The following is a 16,645-nucleotide window of genomic DNA, read 5'->3' on the forward strand; positions in this document are numbered from 1 at the left end:
ATTGGCTACTTTTAGTGAAGTATCATAATATTCATATCAAAATAGTTGGAGTTTAATATGTCTCATTTTAATCATGCTGCAAATACATGGGATTCAGAAGATAAAATTAAGTTAATGGGAGAGTTAGCGCAAAAAACTCTTCAGGTATTAAATATTTCAAAAGAAGTGGATATCCTAGACTTTGGATGTGGTACTGGACTTTTTGGCCTTGAATTCATAAATATCGCAAAAAGTATAACAGGGGTTGATACTTCACACGGTATGCTTGAAGTCTTTAACAAGAAGACAAGTGACCAAGATCATATTCGTTCGATAAATATTGATTTAGAAAAAGATGACTTAGATGAAAAGTTTGACCTCATTATAAGTTCAATGACTTTTCATCACCTTGATTCTCCAGACAAAATGATCCTTAAACTTGCTTCAATGTTAAGGGATGGAGGGAAGATGGCCATTGTGGATCTTGAGACTGAAGACGGTAGTTTCCATCCTGACCCTAAAGCAATGGGTGTAAAGCACTTCGGCTTTTCAAATGAAGAAATTGTAGGATGGGCCGATGCTGCTGGTTTAAATGTTGAGATTACAACTATAAATACACGAACTAAGAATTTAAAGAAGTATAATCAATTCTTAGCAGTATTTTATAAGTAGGATATATGAAATTAGGAATTATTGGTGGAAGTGGGGTTTATGACCTCGATATTTTAGAGGAAGTTGAATCTCTAAAAATACAGACTCCATTTGGGGAACCTAGTAGTAAGATAAAAAAACTCAAGGTTTCTGATTACGAATTCTTCTTTGTCACAAGACATGGTGTAGGACACCATATTTCTCCTTCTGATATAAATTATCGTGCCAATATTTTTGCTCTTAAGAAGTTAGGAGTGACTCATATAATCTCAATCTCAGCTGTAGGGTCATTAAAAGAAGAAGTCGCTCCAGGTGACTTTTTTATGCCAGATCAATTTATTGATTGGACCAAAGGACTACGCAAAAGAAGCTTCTTTGAAGATGGGATTGTGGGACATATCTCTGTTGCACAACCAATCTCGCTAGAGCTTGTCGAATCGATCAAATCTGTTCAAAACAAAGTTGATACAAACTTTCACTTTGGTGGCAGCTATATTTGTATCGAAGGACCTCAATACTCAAGTCGTGCCGAAAGTGAACTCTATCGTAGCATTGGTGCCAGTGTCATTGGAATGACTAATGTTCCTGAAAGCTATCTCTCAGTAGAGGCAGGGATTGCTTATGCGACAGTAGCACTTGTAACTGATTACGATTGTTGGAAAGATGAAGCTTGCTCACTAGAAGAGATCACAGCAGTCATTAATAAGAATGTGTCTAATGTAAAAGAGCTATTAAAGCACTTAATACCTAAGATTTATCAGGATAAGAAAAGCTTTGAAAAGGCCAATCTTAACGCAGTGGTAACTGACAAGAGCTTAAGAACAAAAGAGCAACAGGAAATCTTAGATATTCTCTTAAATTAATTTCTTTCTGTTCTGTTATTATTGTTTTTCATGATATACATCATGTCCTCTTTGACTTTTAAACGATATAAGTTTATTGAGAGGATGGACCGATGTTATATTATTTTGAAAATTTACCTGAAGACAAAACGCAAGTAGGTGGAAAAGCCTATATGCTTGCCATGATGGCACAGATGAATATTCCTGTTCCTAGTGGAATTATCTTGGATGCAATGCCATCAGATAGAGAATTAGAGGAAGTTTATCAATTTGCTAAAGATGGAGAATACTCTTTGGCAGTTAGAAGTTCTGCTACTGGGGAAGACTCGAAAGAGAATAGTTTTGCTGGCCAGAATTCCACATTCCTCTATGTCGATAATGATAGTGATTTAAAAAGAGCGATTACTGACTGCTTTAACTCAATTAATAAAGAATCTTCAAAAGCCTATCGCCAACATTTCTTAGGAAGCTCTAAAGAAGTCCCAATGAACGTTGTTATTCAACGTATGATTGACCCATCTTTTTCAGGAGTTTATTTTTCAAAAGACCCAAGAGGGAAGTTTGAGTCTTGGATGCTTGAATATATTGATGGAGTCGGCGAAGATCTTGTTTCTGGGAAAAGAACTCCCACAATCTTGAGTGAGTCTCAAAGAGTAAGCCCAGATATAACTTCTGAACAAATTGATGAAATTATTCGTTGTGCAAAACTTGTGGAAGATAAGTATCAGGATGATTTTGATATTGAATGGGCCATTGATAAGAAGGGGATTGTCTATCTTCTTCAAGCAAGGCCAATTACAGCAAAAGCTTCAATTTCAAATCTTAAGAGAATTGGCCATGAGGAACTTGAAAGATTAGAGTCAATTTATCCTCAAGAGACAGTCTGGGATGGACAGACATTTGCAGAATGGACAACAGCGCCAACAACATTAACAACTGAGATTTGGGCAAATTCATTTAAGAAGGATCAGGCATTCGATAAGGCCTTGCAAGAGCTTGGTTATGTCGGCTTCAGTAAAGATGAGTGTTTAATGGATGAAGTCTTTGGACGAAGTTATATTAACCTTTCAAAGCTTGGGCAAATGTATTTTGGTCCAATACCTTATACAATAGAGCCAATTCCTAGGCCGCATTTAAAATTTCATTTTTCAAAAGTTACTCCACACATTCTTATGAAAACGCCTCAGACAATGTGGAGAATGTTGAAGGTTGGCCTCTCAATCAATACACATAGAAAAGAAGTTATTAATGATGCAACGAAGGCATTAGTGGATATTTCTGTTATTAATAAAAGACCATATGATAGTAAGATCTATCAAGATTGGACATTGGAAGATCTATTAAGTCGCTTCTCAAAAGAGTCATCACTTTTTAGTGAGAGAACTTTGGTATGGCCTTATATCTTGATCTCATTAACAGAGACAACAATTCAAACCTTAATATCTCTTTTAAAAAGTATCTATACTCCTCAAGAGGCAGATCACTTAATTAAGAGATGGTCTGGAGCAGGAATAAATTCAGAAACATTTAAAATGGGACTCTACTTTAAAAAAGCATGTGCAAAGCCCAATGCTCGTCACAATTTTCTTGCTCGCTATGGTCATCGTGGTCCGGGAGAGCTCGATCTCAGTGCTAAGAGATGGGCAGAAATTGGTGATGATGCATTCTATGATTATCCCTTAGAGAAGTATGTAAAAGAAAAAAATAATCATACATTAGATGATGTTGAAGCCGAAATTATGGCAATGAAGTCATTTAAAAAAACTTTGATCTTAGAAGAGTGGAAGATTTTAAAGGATCTCTTAGAGCTAAGAGAGAAGTGGAAAATGGCGATTTTAAAACCTTATGCCCATATTCGATATCTTTGTTTAGAAATCGCACGTCGATATCAATTAGATGACTTAAATGATATCTTCTATCTTCATATCCATGAGATAAAGAATTTTAAAAGTAGTTACTTAAGCCTTATCAGAGAAAGAAAGCATAAGATTGAAATGTTTCGAAACTTCAACTTTTCAACAGTTACTTCTTTAAGAGAAATAAAGTCTGTTATTGATGGTAATGAAGAAGCGTCTTCAAGCAATCTAGTCGGAGAAGGACTATCTTCAGGAATGGTTAGGGGCAAGGTTGTTGTCATCAATAATCCTTCAAATTGGAAAGAGATTGAATGGCCTGAAAATGCAATTGTCGTCGCTCAATCAACTGATCCAGGATGGACACCAGTTTTCACTAAAGCAAGTGGGATCATTGTTGAGCGTGGTGGTGTTCTGTCACATTGTGCAATTGTTGCCAGAGAAATGGGAATTCCTGCTGTGAGTGGAATTAAACAATGTCATATTAAATTTAAAGGTGGAGAGGATGTTTTCGTTGATGGAAATTCTGGAAGTATTAAACTCATGCAATAACAACTTTTGTAGTGACTATAGTTACTCTATTGTTCCAACGGTATTGTTACCCTTAGCTTTTCTAAGTACAGGAATTACTGTTGTTGCAACATTTATTGCAGGGCTCTTTGGGGTTAAGCTTAAGGCCGAAGGGCCAAAAAAGCTTCTTGAGGTTTTACTTAAGCCTAAGGTGTTAATCTCTGCAATGATTTTTAATCTTCTTATCTACGGTGGAATGGAAGCCTATCAATATATAAAGCATGGGCCGGTACCTCTATTTATTCAAGATACTTTTAATAGTGATATCACTTATAAGAAAGACCCAATAAATGTTGATCCTGAAAATTTTATTTGGCAACAAGTTGTACCTGAAGGAATCTTTGCTTCCGGTACTGTTGTCGATGGAGAGCTTTTTGTTGGATCTAAAGAAGGTAATCTCTTTGTTTTGGATATAGAAACTGGGGCCATAAAGAATAAGATTTTCTTTGGTAAGTTTCTGTCGCCAACTCCTGTCTATTTTAAAGGCTTCTTATATTTTGGCGAAGGGCTTCATGCTTCTCATCATATGAGGGTTTATAAATTTGATCCTAAGACAAAGAAGGTTGTAGGCTCTTTTAAAACTAAGGGGCATACAGAGATTCTTCCTGTCATTCACACAATTGAAGGAAAGGACTATCTTTTTCAAACAGCTGGTGGGGATGGCCTCTATGCAATTGATCCTGAAACAATGAAAGAAATCTGGCATTTTGAAGGTGGCCATATGGATGCCTTTGTTCTTTTAAAAGATAATGCCGTTTATGTTGCAAGTGGTGTTCCTGAAGAAGATCTTGGGAAGGCCAGACCTTTTGCTTATAAAATTGATGCCAAGAGCGGAAAGCAAATTTGGCGTGAAGAGCTACCTCTTTCAAGTTGGTATGGACCTGTTGCAACAAGTGAGAATATTTGCTTTATTCAAGGTGAACTTCATGTGAAGTCAGAGCTTGGTGGACTTGTATGCTTTAATTCATTAGGGGGCAGAATTAGTTCTGTTGAAATTGATTCACCTGTAATTGGAAAGCCTTTGGTCTTTGATGATATTGTTGTCTTTAATGATTTTGATGGACATGTCTATGCTTGGAATAGTGTGACTTCCGAACTTAAGTGGAAGTATGAGAGTCGCAAGAAGAAGCTCGGTTATAATTATTCATCAATGAAGTATGATGGAGAGAAGCTGATCTTTATTGATCGCCTTGGAAAGATATCTTACTTAGATATTAATGATGGAAGCCTTATCAAATCCCGCCTATTTTCTGAAGGTGAGAAGCCTGAGAATATCTTTGCGGATACTCTAATTTTAGATAAGGGACATATTGTCTTTGGGATGAAGGGAAGTATTAAATATTTTAAAAATTAGTGATAAATACAGGACATAAGCTTTCTCAGGTTATCACCCGTTGAATTTTGAAGAGGCCCAAAGTGGTTATAAGACCAGCCTGCATAGAAGTGTGGGCTGACACATCTCTTATTCGACTCTTTTAACTTTCCTGATTCAGTATTATTTGGGTGAGTGAACTTCTTTGTTTGCGTATTAAGCTGAACTGAAAATGCTTGAATAACTTTGTGGACTCCACAATAGGCATTAAATTGCTGTGTGGTTGAGCCAAAAACTCTTATTAAATTATCTTGGCCCTTATTCTTGATCTGACATTTCTCTTCTTGGTAGAAGTGATTCCATGAATCCACGCAGGGCTTAATATTGCCAGCGTAATTTGGTGTGAATTGAAAGAGGCCTATATTTAAACGACTCACTTTTGGTTGCCACTTATCGTAGTAGAACTTTACTCCATCCGGTTTACTATATTTTCTAGGTCCATATTTCTTTGCAAGCTTCTTACTGGCTTTTGTATCAGCAGTTGTTAAGCTTTCAGTATAAGCAAGGCAACCAAAGAATCTTGCCCATAGTTTCTTAAGCTCTTCTCTATGGCCTAGTGAACGGTATTCATTATGTTCATTAGCAAAGCGATTTGCTAACTCAATCGTTTTACCATCAGGCACTTTTTTAATTGTTTGAGAAAGGCTCTCTTTAGAGACTAAGCATAGAGGGTGACTAAGTAGCCCTACAGCTTCTTGGTTTTCCATTTTTGAAGGCATATTATAAATTGATGCCACATGAAGAAATGTTGGTTTCTTATTTGCTAATTTTTTAATGAAATATTCTATGCTCTCACCAAAGCTAATATTATTAACATCATGGCATTGATCAATCTCAAATTCAGATTGGTTTCGAACCTTACTTAACTCGTCATCATTAAAGTAAGAGTCAACGCTTTCAAGGGATGCATAACTACTAAATGAGAGAATGAGGATTAAGTATTTCATTGCTATGACAATATTAAAAAAATACCATTTAGGACAGTAGTGTGAAAAAAAGAATAATCATTGTCTAGCTAATCAAACAGTATTATAAGTACTTATGGTTAATTATTTTGAAGTTGTTATAATAGGGCTTGTCCTTTGTGCGGATTCTTTTTCTGCTGCTGTCGCAATGGGAGCTCGTCCTCATAAGTTTAGTGATTCGATAAAATTTGCTTTCTCTTCAGGTGGTGCGGAAGCGCTAGTTGCATTCTTAGGAGCCATTGCTGGTGCGAAAGTTATTGCACAATTTGATTATATTGATCACTGGATATCGTTTGGACTCTTAACTGCTGTTGCCATTCATATGGCCTATGAAGGTTATGAAGAATTGAGTGGTAAGCACGATGATGAGGAAGAAAAACCAAAAGAATTCCACAGTATTTTCAAAGTAATACTCGTTTCATTTGCTACAAGTCTTGACGCCTTTGCTGTTGGTGTGACAATTGGTGCAACAGGAAAGGTGCTAACTCCATATATTATCTCTATCGGTGGATGGGCATTTTGTTCAACAATTGTTGGAATGAGCATTGCAAAACGTGCTTCAGATAAGCTTGGGCCTATTTTTAGTATTATTGCAGCAATTATTCTTCAAAGTCTGGCGGTTAAGTTCCTTCTAGAGGGATTATAACTTAAAGCGTAATTGGCAAATTCATTAGATTCACATATTATTTATCGAATATAATCAAATAGGTGAATTAATGGATATCAAAAATATCTTCAAAAATAATAAAGAGTGGGTGAAGGCAAAGCTTAACGAAGATGAGAAATTCTTTGAAAAGTTAGGTGCGGGGCAAAACCCGAATTATCTTTATATCGGATGCTCTGATAGTCGAGTAACTGCTGAAGAAGTAATGGGGGCCGGCCCTGGAGAGGTTTTTGTTCATCGTAATATTGCCAATATGGTTATAAGTATTGATCTTAATGTCATGAGTGTTCTAAACTACGCTGTTGAACATCTTAAAGTGGATCATATCATTGTTTGCGGGCATTACGGATGTGGTGGAGTAAAGGCAGCAATGGAAAGCCAAGACCTTGGTATTCTTAATCCATGGCTTAGAAATATCAGAGATGTATATCGTACTCACAAAACTGAACTCAATAATATTAAAGACGAAGATAAGCGATATGAGCGCCTTGTTGAGCTAAATGTTCAGGAACAATGTATCAATGCCATAAAGACTGCTGCTGTTCAAAAAGCAAACCGCGAAAGGGGTCTTAAGGTCTATGGTTGGGTTTTTGATGTTCATTCAGGTGAGCTCAAGGATCTAAATATTGACTTTGATAAGATTCTTAGTGAAATCATGGAGATATATCATCTCGACTAGCTGCGTCTCACTTATCTAGAGCAATATGGCCGACTTATTTTTTGATGCGACACATAAGCAAGATCTATTGTAATTACCGCTCTTGATAGGTGAAATCTATCACATATTAGACAATTAATATTAGAGAATTTCTTGATTTATTGCCATAATTCTAGGCAAGAATTAAACACTGAAAACTTTTATAAAAGGAGATGCAAGTGCAAACTTTAATCAACACAAAAGTACAAGATTTTTCTGTACAAGCTTACGTAAACGATGACTTTAAAACAGTTACAGCAAAAGACCTAGAAGGAAAATGGTCGATCCTTTTCTTCTATCCTGCTGACTTTACTTTCGTATGTCCAACTGAACTAGGTGACATGGCAGATAAGTACGAAGAATTCCAAAAAATGGGTGTAGAAGTTTACTCAGTATCAACAGATACTCACTTCACTCACAAAGCATGGCATGATGCTTCTGAAACAATCAAGAAGATCAAGTACCCAATGCTTGCAGACCCAACTGGTCAATTAACTAGAGCATTTGGTGTTCATATTGAAGAAGAAGGTCTTGCTTATAGAGGGACTTTCCTAATCAACCCAGCTGGTGAAATTAAGCTTGCTGAAGTTCAAGACAACGGAATTGGACGTAACGCTGATGAACTAATGAGAAAAGTTCAAGCTGCTCAATTTATTGCTGAGCACCCAGATGAAGTTTGTCCAGCTAAGTGGAAGCCAGGTTCGGAAACACTTAAGCCAGGTCTAGACCTTGTAGGTAAAATCTAGGAATTATTCTTATACAGAATACTAGATATATAAGGGGGCTTCGTGCCCCCTTTTTTGAAGAAGGAGAACAAAATGTTAGATAACGCAATCATTGAACAATTAAAATCAGTCTATGCTAATTTAGAAAGTGAGATTGGACTTGTGTACAGTGAATCTAGCAATTCAAAGCAACAAGAGCTTGTAGAGATGCTAGAGAGCATCGCAGGTACTTCTCCTAAAATAAGTACAAAGTCGAGTGGGGAGACTTATGATTACCCACATTTTGAAATTCAAGTTAATGGGAAGGCAAATGGAATTAAATTTTCAGGGATCCCTGGAGGACATGAGTTTACCTCTTTAATCCTGGCCATTTTAAATAGTGATCTAAAAGGGAAGCTCCCTGATGATATGATCATTAACCGAATAAAAGCTCTTAAAGGATCAATAGATCTTAAGACATATATTTCTCTTTCATGTGAAAACTGTCCTGATATTGTTCAGGCCTTAAACTTAATGGCCATTTATAAGGAAGATTTTACTCATGAAATGATTGATGGTGAATTCGTCCAAGATGAAATTAAGGAATTGAAAATTCAAGGTGTACCAAGTGTTATTCACGATAAAGACCTTGTACATTCTGGTAAGTCATCACTTGTTGATCTCCTTGAGAAGTTAGAAGAGCGCTTTGGCAAAGATGAGAGCTCAACTTCAAATGAAACTAAGGACCTTGGAGAGTACGATGTCATTGTTATTGGTGGTGGTCCTGCTGGTGCGTCTTCTGCTGTTTATACAGCAAGAAAAGGCCTAAAGACTGCCATTATCACTGATCGTGTTGGTGGTCAGATGCAAGATACTAAGGGAATCGAAAATTTTATTTCTGTTCCATATACTGAAGGCCCTGAGCTTTCAGCTGCACTTGGAAAACATGTTTCAGAATACGATATTAAGCTATTAGAACATCGTCGTGTTGATAATATTGAAAATGGAGAACTTAAGACTTTATTTTTAAATAGTGGTGAAGTGGTTAAAACAAAGTCTCTTATTATTGCAACGGGTGCTAAGTGGCGCGAGCTAGGAGTTGAAGGAGAAAAAGACTATCTAGGACGTGGTGTTGCTTATTGTCCTCACTGTGATGGACCTTATTATAAAGGCAAGGATGTAAGTGTAATCGGTGGTGGAAACTCTGGAGTTGAAGCAGCGATCGATCTTGCTGGAATTGTTAAGTCTGTAACGGTTGTGGAGTTTGCTCCTGAGTTAAAGGCCGACCAAGTTTTAATTGATAAGTTAGAGTCACTAAAGAATGTAACAATTATTAAAAATGCTCGAACAGATAAAGTCATTGGAGACGGTGAAAAGGTTGTGGCCCTTGAATATGAGGACCGTGATTCTGGAGATATTAAAAAGATTGATCTCGATGGAGTCTTTGTCCAAATTGGGCTCGTTCCAAATACCGCTTTCTTAGGTGATCTTGTGGAAAAAAATAAATTTGGTGAAATTATTGTGACTGATAAATGTCGCACGAATCAAGAAAGAATTTATGCGGCAGGTGATGTTACAACTGTTCCGTATAAGCAAATTATTATTTCAATGGGTGAGGGGGCCAAGGCCGGACTTACTGCATTTGAAGACTTAATGCTGTCATAAAAACGCATCTCTCTCTCGCGTTTTTTTGTCATAAGGAAGGCCTCTTAGTTGAGGCCTTTTTTATATTATAGTTTATTTGATTATTTTAAGAACCACATCCAATGCAATCAACAAAACTATCAACAGGTTTTACACCTTCAAGCTTCATTTTTATGTTGTGGATACGACCACGAATATCCATATCATCCATCATATTTCCAGTCAGTTGTGACTCAAGAGATTTGATTTCAGCAAGTAATTCTTCTTTCATTTGTGGCGATAATTGACTCATTAATTCTCCCTATAGATATGTGTGTTGTGTACATATTATTATGCGTCATCCCGGGAGGAATTGCAAGTCAGCCTATCTGTTTAAAGGGATGTCGAGCCACTATTTTGCTTTGATTTTAATAAATGATGATCAAAGATACTGGCGATATTTCTCATAAAAGGTCTCCCTTTTTCTGTTACGAGAAAACGATCACCTTCTTCGATAAGGCCATCTTCTTGCAGCTCATCTAGTTTTTGTTTAATGATGCTTGCATGATTAAGTTTTTTCCATGACTTCTTATCAATGCTATTAGTTGCAAAGAAGTCTTGCATGATTTCTTCTACTTCAAGATCTTGGGATGATTGTATATGACCAGATCTAATGGCAAGAAGGCCACTATCAATCTTATTATAATATTCTTTAACTTCCTTCTCATTTTGAGCAAAACTTTTAATTGATGAAGAGATTGATGAGCAGCCGAGACCTATGATCATGGACGATGTCTTATGTGTATGTCCCATAAAATTACGTCTTAAACTACCTTCTTTTTTGGCCTTGGCCAAGCTGCTATCATCTTTTGCAAAATGATCTAATCCAATTTCTTCGTAATGATTAATGGCAAGAAGCTCTTTTCCTTTTTCATAAAGTGCTCTCTTTTCCATACCGTGTAGTAGGCCCTCTTCTGGAATGAGTCTTTGATTCTTAATTCTTGATGGAAGGTGAGCATAACTATAAAAAGCGATTTGTAATGGGTTCAGAGTTAATACTTTTTCTATAGTTTCTGTGATTGTATTTGTTGATTGAAAAGGAAGACCGTAGATTAAATCAAAATTTATATCAGCAATTCCAATTTCTCTAGCATAATCAACAAGCTCTTTTACTTTCTCATAGGGCTGAACTCTTCCTATTGCGAGTTGCACCTTTTCATCAAAATCTTGGATACCCATTGAGAGTCGTTCAATTCCAAAACTCTTATACATATCGAGTTGTTCTTTAGTGCATGTACGTGGGTCAATTTCTATTGATCCTTTAAATTCTTCCTCTTTGAAGTTTGGAGATAACTCATTAAATAAATTTGTAAAGGCCTCTACTGTTAAGAAGTTTGGAGTTCCTCCTCCAAGATGAATCGAGGCGATTTTGATATCTCCTAGCTTCTTCTTATATAGCTTCCATTCCTTTATTAGGTAGTTCACATATTCAAGGCCTCGATCTTTATTCTTGGAAATAACACGATGGCATCCACAGTAAAAACAAAGCTTCTCACAGAAAGGAACATGAATATATAATTCCACTCCCTGAGCTGGATCATATTGATCCTTAAGGTGTCCAAGCCAAATACCTTCACATGGGGCCCCATTCCAATAGGGGACGGCAGGATAGCTTGTATAGCGAGGAACTGGGATGTTGTACTTTTTTTCAAGATCATGAGATTTCATATCTTTCTCCTAATTGAGATTAATCATAGAAGAATTTCTTTAGAAAAAAGATGACCTAGATTAGGAAAATTCAATTTAATTTAAGTCATCTAAATTGAACATGATTATAAAGAATTAAAACACTGGAAGATCAGTGACATGTTTACTTTTTAAATAAAAATGAGGTTTTATTTAAAACATTTGAGTTCGTTTTTCATTTAATATCCAATTATTAACTAAACATTGGAGAAAAATATGAGTGTTTACACTACGAGTTCACATGGTGAAAGTAAAAATGACAACATGGAAATTTCAGCTTCTGGAATTGAAAGTAAAATTCGTTCAACAGCTCCACGAGAGTTTCAAGGTCCTGACTTTCAAGGAGATCAAAATCAGTGGTCACCTGAGGATCTATTCTCAGCAAGTATTTCGAGTTGTTATCTATTAAGCTTTAAAGAATTAGCAAAGGCCAGAAAATTAGACTGGGATAAAATTGACGTTAAAGCGGATGCAACTTTAGATCGAAAAGACGGACGTATGGCCTTTACTTCGGTAGAGATTAAGCCTGAGTTAGTAGTCAAGAATAAAAAGGACGTCGATAAGTATATGAAGTTGCTAGAAGAAACTAAAGATAAGTGTTTAGTAACAAATACTGTTAATTGCTCTTTAAAATTAAATCCAAAAATAAAGGTAGCCTAATAATATTGGGGGCTTAGGCCCCCTTTTTATTGCATATTTTTTATTCACTCCATGTAATTCTTCTTGAGTTAATGTTTTCACCTCTTATATATGGTTTAACGTTAACATGAAGAATCTACCCCGTTTAATTGTTCCTATCTTATTAATGTTAACTCATGGCCTTGGTTTTGCTTTTGATCTCAGTAGTGAAGTTGAAAAGTTGAATGAGGAATATCGTAATACTTATGAGTATCCTATTATCATTTTCGATAAGAATGAAATAGCACCAAAACTCGTTGGTCTAGAAGAGACTGATCAAATTGAAATTGTTAAAAATTATACCTTAGATGTTCATGACATCGAACTTTCACATAATGAGGCCGTGAATCTCGTTCCGTACTTTACATCATTAAATGGTGCTGCTTCAGCGATACCTTTCTTTGAAAGAGGCTGGGGGAAAGAGTTAAAATTCTGCGCCGTTTTACCAAATGGAATTATGAATGATTTATCTGCAGAAGTCAGAAGAGTTTTAGGTGACTCAAAAGAAGTCGATGTTTATGAGAACTTTGACTTTTCAAGGTTTGAAAATCTCTTTACGCTTGAAGAGTTATATCTTTATTCGCTTTATCATGAATTATCACACTGTCTTGATCAAAACTTCATGCTTAAGAATTACTCTTCTTCACCATCTGCACATGGAGTACATGAAGCAGAGTCGTTTGCTGAAGTAAATGCTCTTTTCCTACTGGCCCAAAAGAAGGGGATGAGAAATCTTGGTGCAAAGAGAAGCTTACTTAGAAAAACATATAGTCAGTATATGGGACCTTACCTTGCAAGTGATAAAGTCAGTACATTTGCTGGACCAATTGTTAAAAAAGGTGGAAGTGTTTATTTCTTAACTCCTGCTATCATTGCCGCTCAAAGAGAGTTGGAAAACTATAAAAAAGGCGTCATGGACTTCAACTTAGAGCAAACCTTGGCATTATCGAAAGAAGTTGTTGAGCATCATGCAATTAATAGTCGCAGCTTCCAGGCCCTTAATAAGTCATTTAAAGATGGAAGTGAGGAAGCAAAGAGGTATTATCGAGACCTTTCTCAACGAGATCCAGACCTCTTCTTAGCAACATATTATGACCTCTTATACTTGTCAGTTCTGCTTGATCGCTAAGCTAAGATAGAATATCTTTTTTTGAACGACCTTTATTTCTGATAGTGTTATAAAGGTCATACATTTTTCCTTCACCATATTCTACTTCTTTTAGCTCGTTAATATCCTTGATTAGATGAGTGACTTTTGTGATTCGATTTAGACTCTCTTCAATACGATCCACTGACTCATCATTACATTCTCTTCTAAGTTTATTAACAGTAAGTTTTGCAACAGTAAGAGGTGAGTTGATTTCTCGAGACAGGGTGATAATCATTTTGGATATAACGTCTTTCTTTTGGAATAGTTCAACTTCTTTCTCCTTTAATCCTTCTATTAATTTCTTATAAAGCAAAAAGATAACGATAAGAAGTGTTGGATATATCTGGTTGACGATTATCTGATATTTCAGCGCGAGGAAACCTTCGAAGTCAGCCCCATAGAAGTAGCCATAACTCATTACAAGAAGATTACTTACAAGTATGAGGAATGAAGACTTATAATCTATTGTCTGAACACTAATAACAAAGAAAGCAATAAACCAAGGAAGTAGTGCACTTGAATGTGATTGTATTTCATAGGTTCTGTAGTTTAAAAGGACAAACGTAATAAAGAATATATATAAGCGATATAAAATGGTGCTATCATACTTCTTGTAGAAGTAGAGAGTGTATATCCCAATAGGGATAACGAGTGATGAGGCTAGAACGAAAAATGAATTCGTTTTAATTTGAAAGAAGAAAATTAAGAGAATAACTGCAAAGTTAATTACTAAGGTCATAACAGTAAAAGAGATCAACCTCGCTTGGTATCTCTTTTCAATTGCAGCAAGTTCATCTTCACGATCAAATGCAGACTTCGGATAAAAGTAATTTAACAGGTCCTTTTTTATAAAATTCTCCTAGGTCTTTGCCGACTTATCTTTTTTATTAATAGCGCTATAGAGATCGAAGACTCTTCTGTCACCATGCTCCACTTCTTTCAAGTCGCTTATGTCTTTTATAAGATGTGTGATTTTAGAAATCTGATCTAGGTTTTCATCCATCTTATTCATAATTTCATTATCACTTTTTCTTTTAAGTTTATTTACAGTGAGTTTTGCGATTGCCAATGGATTATTAATTTCATGAGATAAAGTGATTATCATCTTTGATATCACGTCTCTTTTATTAAAACTTTCTAGCTCCTTGGTCCTGGCAACTTCTGATAACTTCTTATAAAGCAGGGTAAATGCAATAATTAGGGTGGGATAGATCTTATGAATTACTAATTGATACTTTAGTGGTAGGAGCCACACATAGGCTTCACCATATTGTGTATTATAAGCTATTAGCGATAAATTACTTATCAATATAATAATGGCAACTCTGAAGCTTGTCGTGTAGACCATGACGATGAAAAAAGCGAGAATCCATGTCAGTAATTCTGTCGAGTGGGACTGCATGACATAAATACGATAATTTAAGATCACAAATGCCGTAATAAATAAAAGTACTCGATAAGTAAGAAGGTTGTCGTATTTCTTATATGTGTATAAGGAGATTAAGCACAATGGAATCACTAATGCTTCAGAGTATATAAAATTCGTCGTAAATTGAATTTGAGAGAAAATAATTATAACTATTGTTATAAAGTGTATTAGAAGAGTGAACGTTGAGAAGGTAATAAGGCGCGCCTGATATCTCTTTTGGATAGCCGCTAGCTCATCTTCTTGGTCAAATGCAGAAGCTGGATAAAAGTATTTGAGAAAATCGATGCTAATGAAATGCTCCTAAATGATTCCTGTGGAAAATAATAAATGTTAGGGGCATAGAGCGTCAATTTAATCTTGTAAAGATTTTAAATAACTTCTTTTATTGTGTGATGCGTTGACATGACCAGCAATTTTGCTTAGCTTTTTATACTTCTAGCTTTAGAACTTCTTTTAGCTCTTTAATTAATTCTTCATTATTTTTCTTTGGTGAAATTCCAAAGTCGTTAAGCTCAATTCTCTTCGTCATTTGGTTATCAATTGCCTTAAGAACATTATCAAGAAGTGCTTTCTTTCTTTGATTTACTAATTCTTCATCTCTAATTGAAAAGATCTCATTTAGTACTGTTTTGCCAATAAACTGTCTTGCTAGGGCCAGTTCTCCATGGATCTCATTTAGTAGTCGATTATCGTAGTTTGTTGACTGATCTTCAAAAGATCTAAGCTTAATCATTTGATAGCTCTGATCACTCATCTCATCATAGTAGAGAGCATTGAATATACTATTAGGGTTATTCGTTACTAAGACCGCAACAAGGTCAGCAAAGAATTCATTATACGATGACGATAAATGATAATACTCTATTTCATGATGAGTTTTCATTTTCTCTTGTAGTCTCTTTATCTGGTTTTCGTAGTATTTAACTACGTTGCCATAATTTCCTGTGGCATAGGCGTTTTGAAGAGCTATTTTGTATCGTGATAAGCTTTCTGCCATTGCCTTAAACTGTGGATAAAACTTCTTTCCAATGACCTCGCCAAAAATTGCATGTGAATACTCATGGTAGAGGATGGCATCCGTTCCTAGGCTAAGAGAGTCGTATACTTGTCCCCATCGATTTGAAAAGGTAAGTCTTAAAGGAAGGCGAATAGTGCTTCCAATATCAAAGGATGCACCACTGTCTCTTGCAAGTAATTCAATATTAACCTTAGGTGATATATTTGAAATTTGTTTAACTTTACTCATGGCCTTATCGGCCCAAAAGGCATCCTCACAATCCACAAAATCCTTAGAACGAACTTTAAAGGCCTTATTAATAATTTGAAACTCTCTCTCACATTGCAGTTCTTGTTGAACCTCCATTGAGATCTTTAGAAAGCTTTGATGATCTTCTTTGGCAAAAGAGTTTAGGTTTAATAGAGCTGTGGACAATAGTAGAGTTGCTAGAAAATTATTCATAAGGAAAACTAACATTTTACTTATTTGATTAGGGGATTTTGAAACAATTTTCTAGGCCGTCTAAATTTAAAACGGAAAAATTGTCCTCTTCTCTAATTGTGTAAATAAATGCTGTTGTCTTTAGATATTTAGACTGTCTTGGGAATGATTTTGTAACTACTTATAATCTTGATTATGAACGTGTACATGTATGTGAGTTTTACAAAATAGTTTACATACTTAACTGCTGTAAGTGTTTAATATTAAAGAACTTTGAGAGCTCT

General features: G+C 35.7%; 16 protein-coding genes. 10 read left to right on the plus strand and 6 right to left on the minus strand.

The genetic code is table 11. The features are described from left to right. Positions 1-57: 57 nt before the first annotated feature. From BALOs_RS04510 to BALOs_RS04525, 4 genes are all read left to right on the plus strand, one after another. Positions 58-651, plus strand: a complete 594-nt coding sequence (locus tag BALOs_RS04510; RefSeq protein ID WP_120404424.1) for a class I SAM-dependent methyltransferase — start codon at positions 58-60, stop codon at positions 649-651. Between the two features lie 5 nt (positions 652-656). Next, on the plus strand, positions 657-1,493 hold the full coding sequence (mtnP, locus tag BALOs_RS04515) for an S-methyl-5'-thioadenosine phosphorylase (protein ID WP_120404425.1): 837 nt from the start codon (positions 657-659) through the stop codon (positions 1,491-1,493). A 92-nt stretch (positions 1,494-1,585) separates the two neighbouring features. Continuing rightward, positions 1,586-3,877 carry a PEP/pyruvate-binding domain-containing protein gene (locus BALOs_RS04520; RefSeq protein WP_120404426.1) on the plus strand — a complete coding sequence of 764 codons (2,292 nt, stop codon included), beginning with the start codon at positions 1,586-1,588 and terminating at the stop codon, positions 3,875-3,877. After that, positions 3,831-5,249, plus strand: a complete 1,419-nt coding sequence (locus tag BALOs_RS04525) for a PQQ-binding-like beta-propeller repeat protein (protein ID WP_120404427.1) — start codon at positions 3,831-3,833, stop codon at positions 5,247-5,249. The genes BALOs_RS04520 and BALOs_RS04525 overlap by 47 nt, the downstream gene beginning before the upstream one ends. On the opposite strand, the gene BALOs_RS04530 is transcribed toward BALOs_RS04525, so the two are convergent. Then, positions 5,246-6,214: a hypothetical protein gene (locus tag BALOs_RS04530; protein ID WP_120404428.1), complete on the minus strand. Its 969-nt coding sequence runs from the start codon at positions 6,212-6,214 to the stop codon at positions 5,246-5,248. The genes BALOs_RS04525 and BALOs_RS04530 overlap by 4 nt on opposite strands. Positions 6,215-6,308: 94 nt before the next feature. Here BALOs_RS04530 and BALOs_RS04535 point away from each other — a divergent pair, with 94 nt between their 5' ends. The 4 genes from BALOs_RS04535 to ahpF all read left to right on the plus strand — a co-directional run bounded on the left by BALOs_RS04535 (position 6,309) and on the right by ahpF (position 9,962). Continuing rightward, positions 6,309-6,878 carry a manganese efflux pump gene (locus BALOs_RS04535; protein ID WP_120404429.1) on the plus strand — a complete coding sequence of 190 codons (570 nt, stop codon included), beginning with the start codon at positions 6,309-6,311 and terminating at the stop codon, positions 6,876-6,878. Between the two features lie 70 nt (positions 6,879-6,948). Next, positions 6,949-7,575: a carbonic anhydrase gene (locus tag BALOs_RS04540; protein WP_115361046.1), complete on the plus strand. Its 627-nt coding sequence runs from the start codon at positions 6,949-6,951 to the stop codon at positions 7,573-7,575. Between the two features lie 191 nt (positions 7,576-7,766). Next, positions 7,767-8,339, plus strand: coding sequence for an alkyl hydroperoxide reductase subunit C (gene ahpC, locus BALOs_RS04545; protein WP_199506631.1), 573 nt, complete (start codon positions 7,767-7,769; stop codon positions 8,337-8,339). A 72-nt stretch (positions 8,340-8,411) separates the two neighbouring features. Then, positions 8,412-9,962: an alkyl hydroperoxide reductase subunit F gene (gene ahpF / locus BALOs_RS04550; protein ID WP_115361042.1), complete on the plus strand. Its 1,551-nt coding sequence runs from the start codon at positions 8,412-8,414 to the stop codon at positions 9,960-9,962. A gap of 85 nt (positions 9,963-10,047) precedes the next feature. Here ahpF and BALOs_RS04555 read toward each other — a convergent pair whose 3' ends face one another. Continuing rightward, complete coding sequence (locus BALOs_RS04555; RefSeq protein WP_115361040.1) at positions 10,048-10,233, minus strand: hypothetical protein; 186 nt, start codon at positions 10,231-10,233, stop codon at positions 10,048-10,050. An 80-nt stretch (positions 10,234-10,313) separates the two neighbouring features. Further along, positions 10,314-11,648 (minus strand): oxygen-independent coproporphyrinogen III oxidase, encoded by a 1,335-nt coding sequence (hemN, locus tag BALOs_RS04560; protein WP_120404430.1) that lies wholly within the window; start codon positions 11,646-11,648, stop codon positions 10,314-10,316. A 234-nt stretch (positions 11,649-11,882) separates the two neighbouring features. Between hemN and BALOs_RS04565 the strand changes: the two genes are divergently transcribed. After that, on the plus strand, positions 11,883-12,326 hold the full coding sequence (locus BALOs_RS04565; RefSeq protein WP_120404431.1) for an OsmC family protein: 444 nt from the start codon (positions 11,883-11,885) through the stop codon (positions 12,324-12,326). Positions 12,327-12,432: 106 nt separating this feature from the next. Further along, positions 12,433-13,473, plus strand: coding sequence for a hypothetical protein (locus BALOs_RS04570; protein WP_162929545.1), 1,041 nt, complete (start codon positions 12,433-12,435; stop codon positions 13,471-13,473). A 1-nt stretch (position 13,474) separates the two neighbouring features. On the opposite strand, the gene BALOs_RS04575 is transcribed toward BALOs_RS04570, so the two are convergent. The 3 genes from BALOs_RS04575 to BALOs_RS04585 form a co-directional block, all read right to left on the minus strand. After that, entirely contained in the window at positions 13,475-14,233 is a 759-nt protein-coding gene (locus tag BALOs_RS04575) for a hypothetical protein (protein ID WP_120404433.1), read from the minus strand. Positions 14,234-14,353: 120 nt separating this feature from the next. Then, positions 14,354-14,923 carry a HAMP domain-containing sensor histidine kinase gene (locus tag BALOs_RS04580; protein ID WP_162929546.1) on the minus strand — a complete coding sequence of 190 codons (570 nt, stop codon included), beginning with the start codon at positions 14,921-14,923 and terminating at the stop codon, positions 14,354-14,356. A 427-nt stretch (positions 14,924-15,350) separates the two neighbouring features. Beyond that, positions 15,351-16,382 carry a hypothetical protein gene (locus BALOs_RS04585; RefSeq protein ID WP_162929547.1) on the minus strand — a complete coding sequence of 344 codons (1,032 nt, stop codon included), beginning with the start codon at positions 16,380-16,382 and terminating at the stop codon, positions 15,351-15,353. Positions 16,383-16,645 lie beyond the last annotated feature (263 nt).

The sequence above is a fragment of the Halobacteriovorax sp. BALOs_7 genome (assembly GCF_003612895.1).
GTDB classification, from domain to species: Bacteria; Bdellovibrionota; Bacteriovoracia; order Bacteriovoracales; family Bacteriovoracaceae; genus Halobacteriovorax_A; species Halobacteriovorax_A vibrionivorans.

Coding starts and splice junctions, on each gene's coding strand:
- BALOs_RS04510 (WP_120404424.1), top strand. CDS start 58: ATGTCTCATTTTAATCATGCTGCAAATACATGGGATTCAGAAGATAAA.
- mtnP (WP_120404425.1), top strand. CDS start 657: ATGAAATTAGGAATTATTGGTGGAAGTGGGGTTTATGACCTCGATATT.
- BALOs_RS04520 (WP_120404426.1), top strand. CDS start 1,586: ATGTTATATTATTTTGAAAATTTACCTGAAGACAAAACGCAAGTAGGT.
- BALOs_RS04525 (WP_120404427.1), top strand. CDS start 3,831: ATGTTTTCGTTGATGGAAATTCTGGAAGTATTAAACTCATGCAATAAC.
- BALOs_RS04530 (WP_120404428.1), bottom strand. CDS start 6,214: ATGAAATACTTAATCCTCATTCTCTCATTTAGTAGTTATGCATCCCTT.
- BALOs_RS04535 (WP_120404429.1), top strand. CDS start 6,309: ATGGTTAATTATTTTGAAGTTGTTATAATAGGGCTTGTCCTTTGTGCG.
- BALOs_RS04540 (WP_115361046.1), top strand. CDS start 6,949: ATGGATATCAAAAATATCTTCAAAAATAATAAAGAGTGGGTGAAGGCA.
- ahpC (WP_199506631.1), top strand. CDS start 7,767: ATGCAAGTGCAAACTTTAATCAACACAAAAGTACAAGATTTTTCTGTA.
- ahpF (WP_115361042.1), top strand. CDS start 8,412: ATGTTAGATAACGCAATCATTGAACAATTAAAATCAGTCTATGCTAAT.
- BALOs_RS04555 (WP_115361040.1), bottom strand. CDS start 10,233: ATGAGTCAATTATCGCCACAAATGAAAGAAGAATTACTTGCTGAAATC.
- hemN (WP_120404430.1), bottom strand. CDS start 11,648: ATGAAATCTCATGATCTTGAAAAAAAGTACAACATCCCAGTTCCTCGC.
- BALOs_RS04565 (WP_120404431.1), top strand. CDS start 11,883: ATGAGTGTTTACACTACGAGTTCACATGGTGAAAGTAAAAATGACAAC.
- BALOs_RS04570 (WP_162929545.1), top strand. CDS start 12,433: ATGAAGAATCTACCCCGTTTAATTGTTCCTATCTTATTAATGTTAACT.
- BALOs_RS04575 (WP_120404433.1), bottom strand. CDS start 14,233: ATGACCTTAGTAATTAACTTTGCAGTTATTCTCTTAATTTTCTTCTTT.
- BALOs_RS04585 (WP_162929547.1), bottom strand. CDS start 16,382: ATGAATAATTTTCTAGCAACTCTACTATTGTCCACAGCTCTATTAAAC.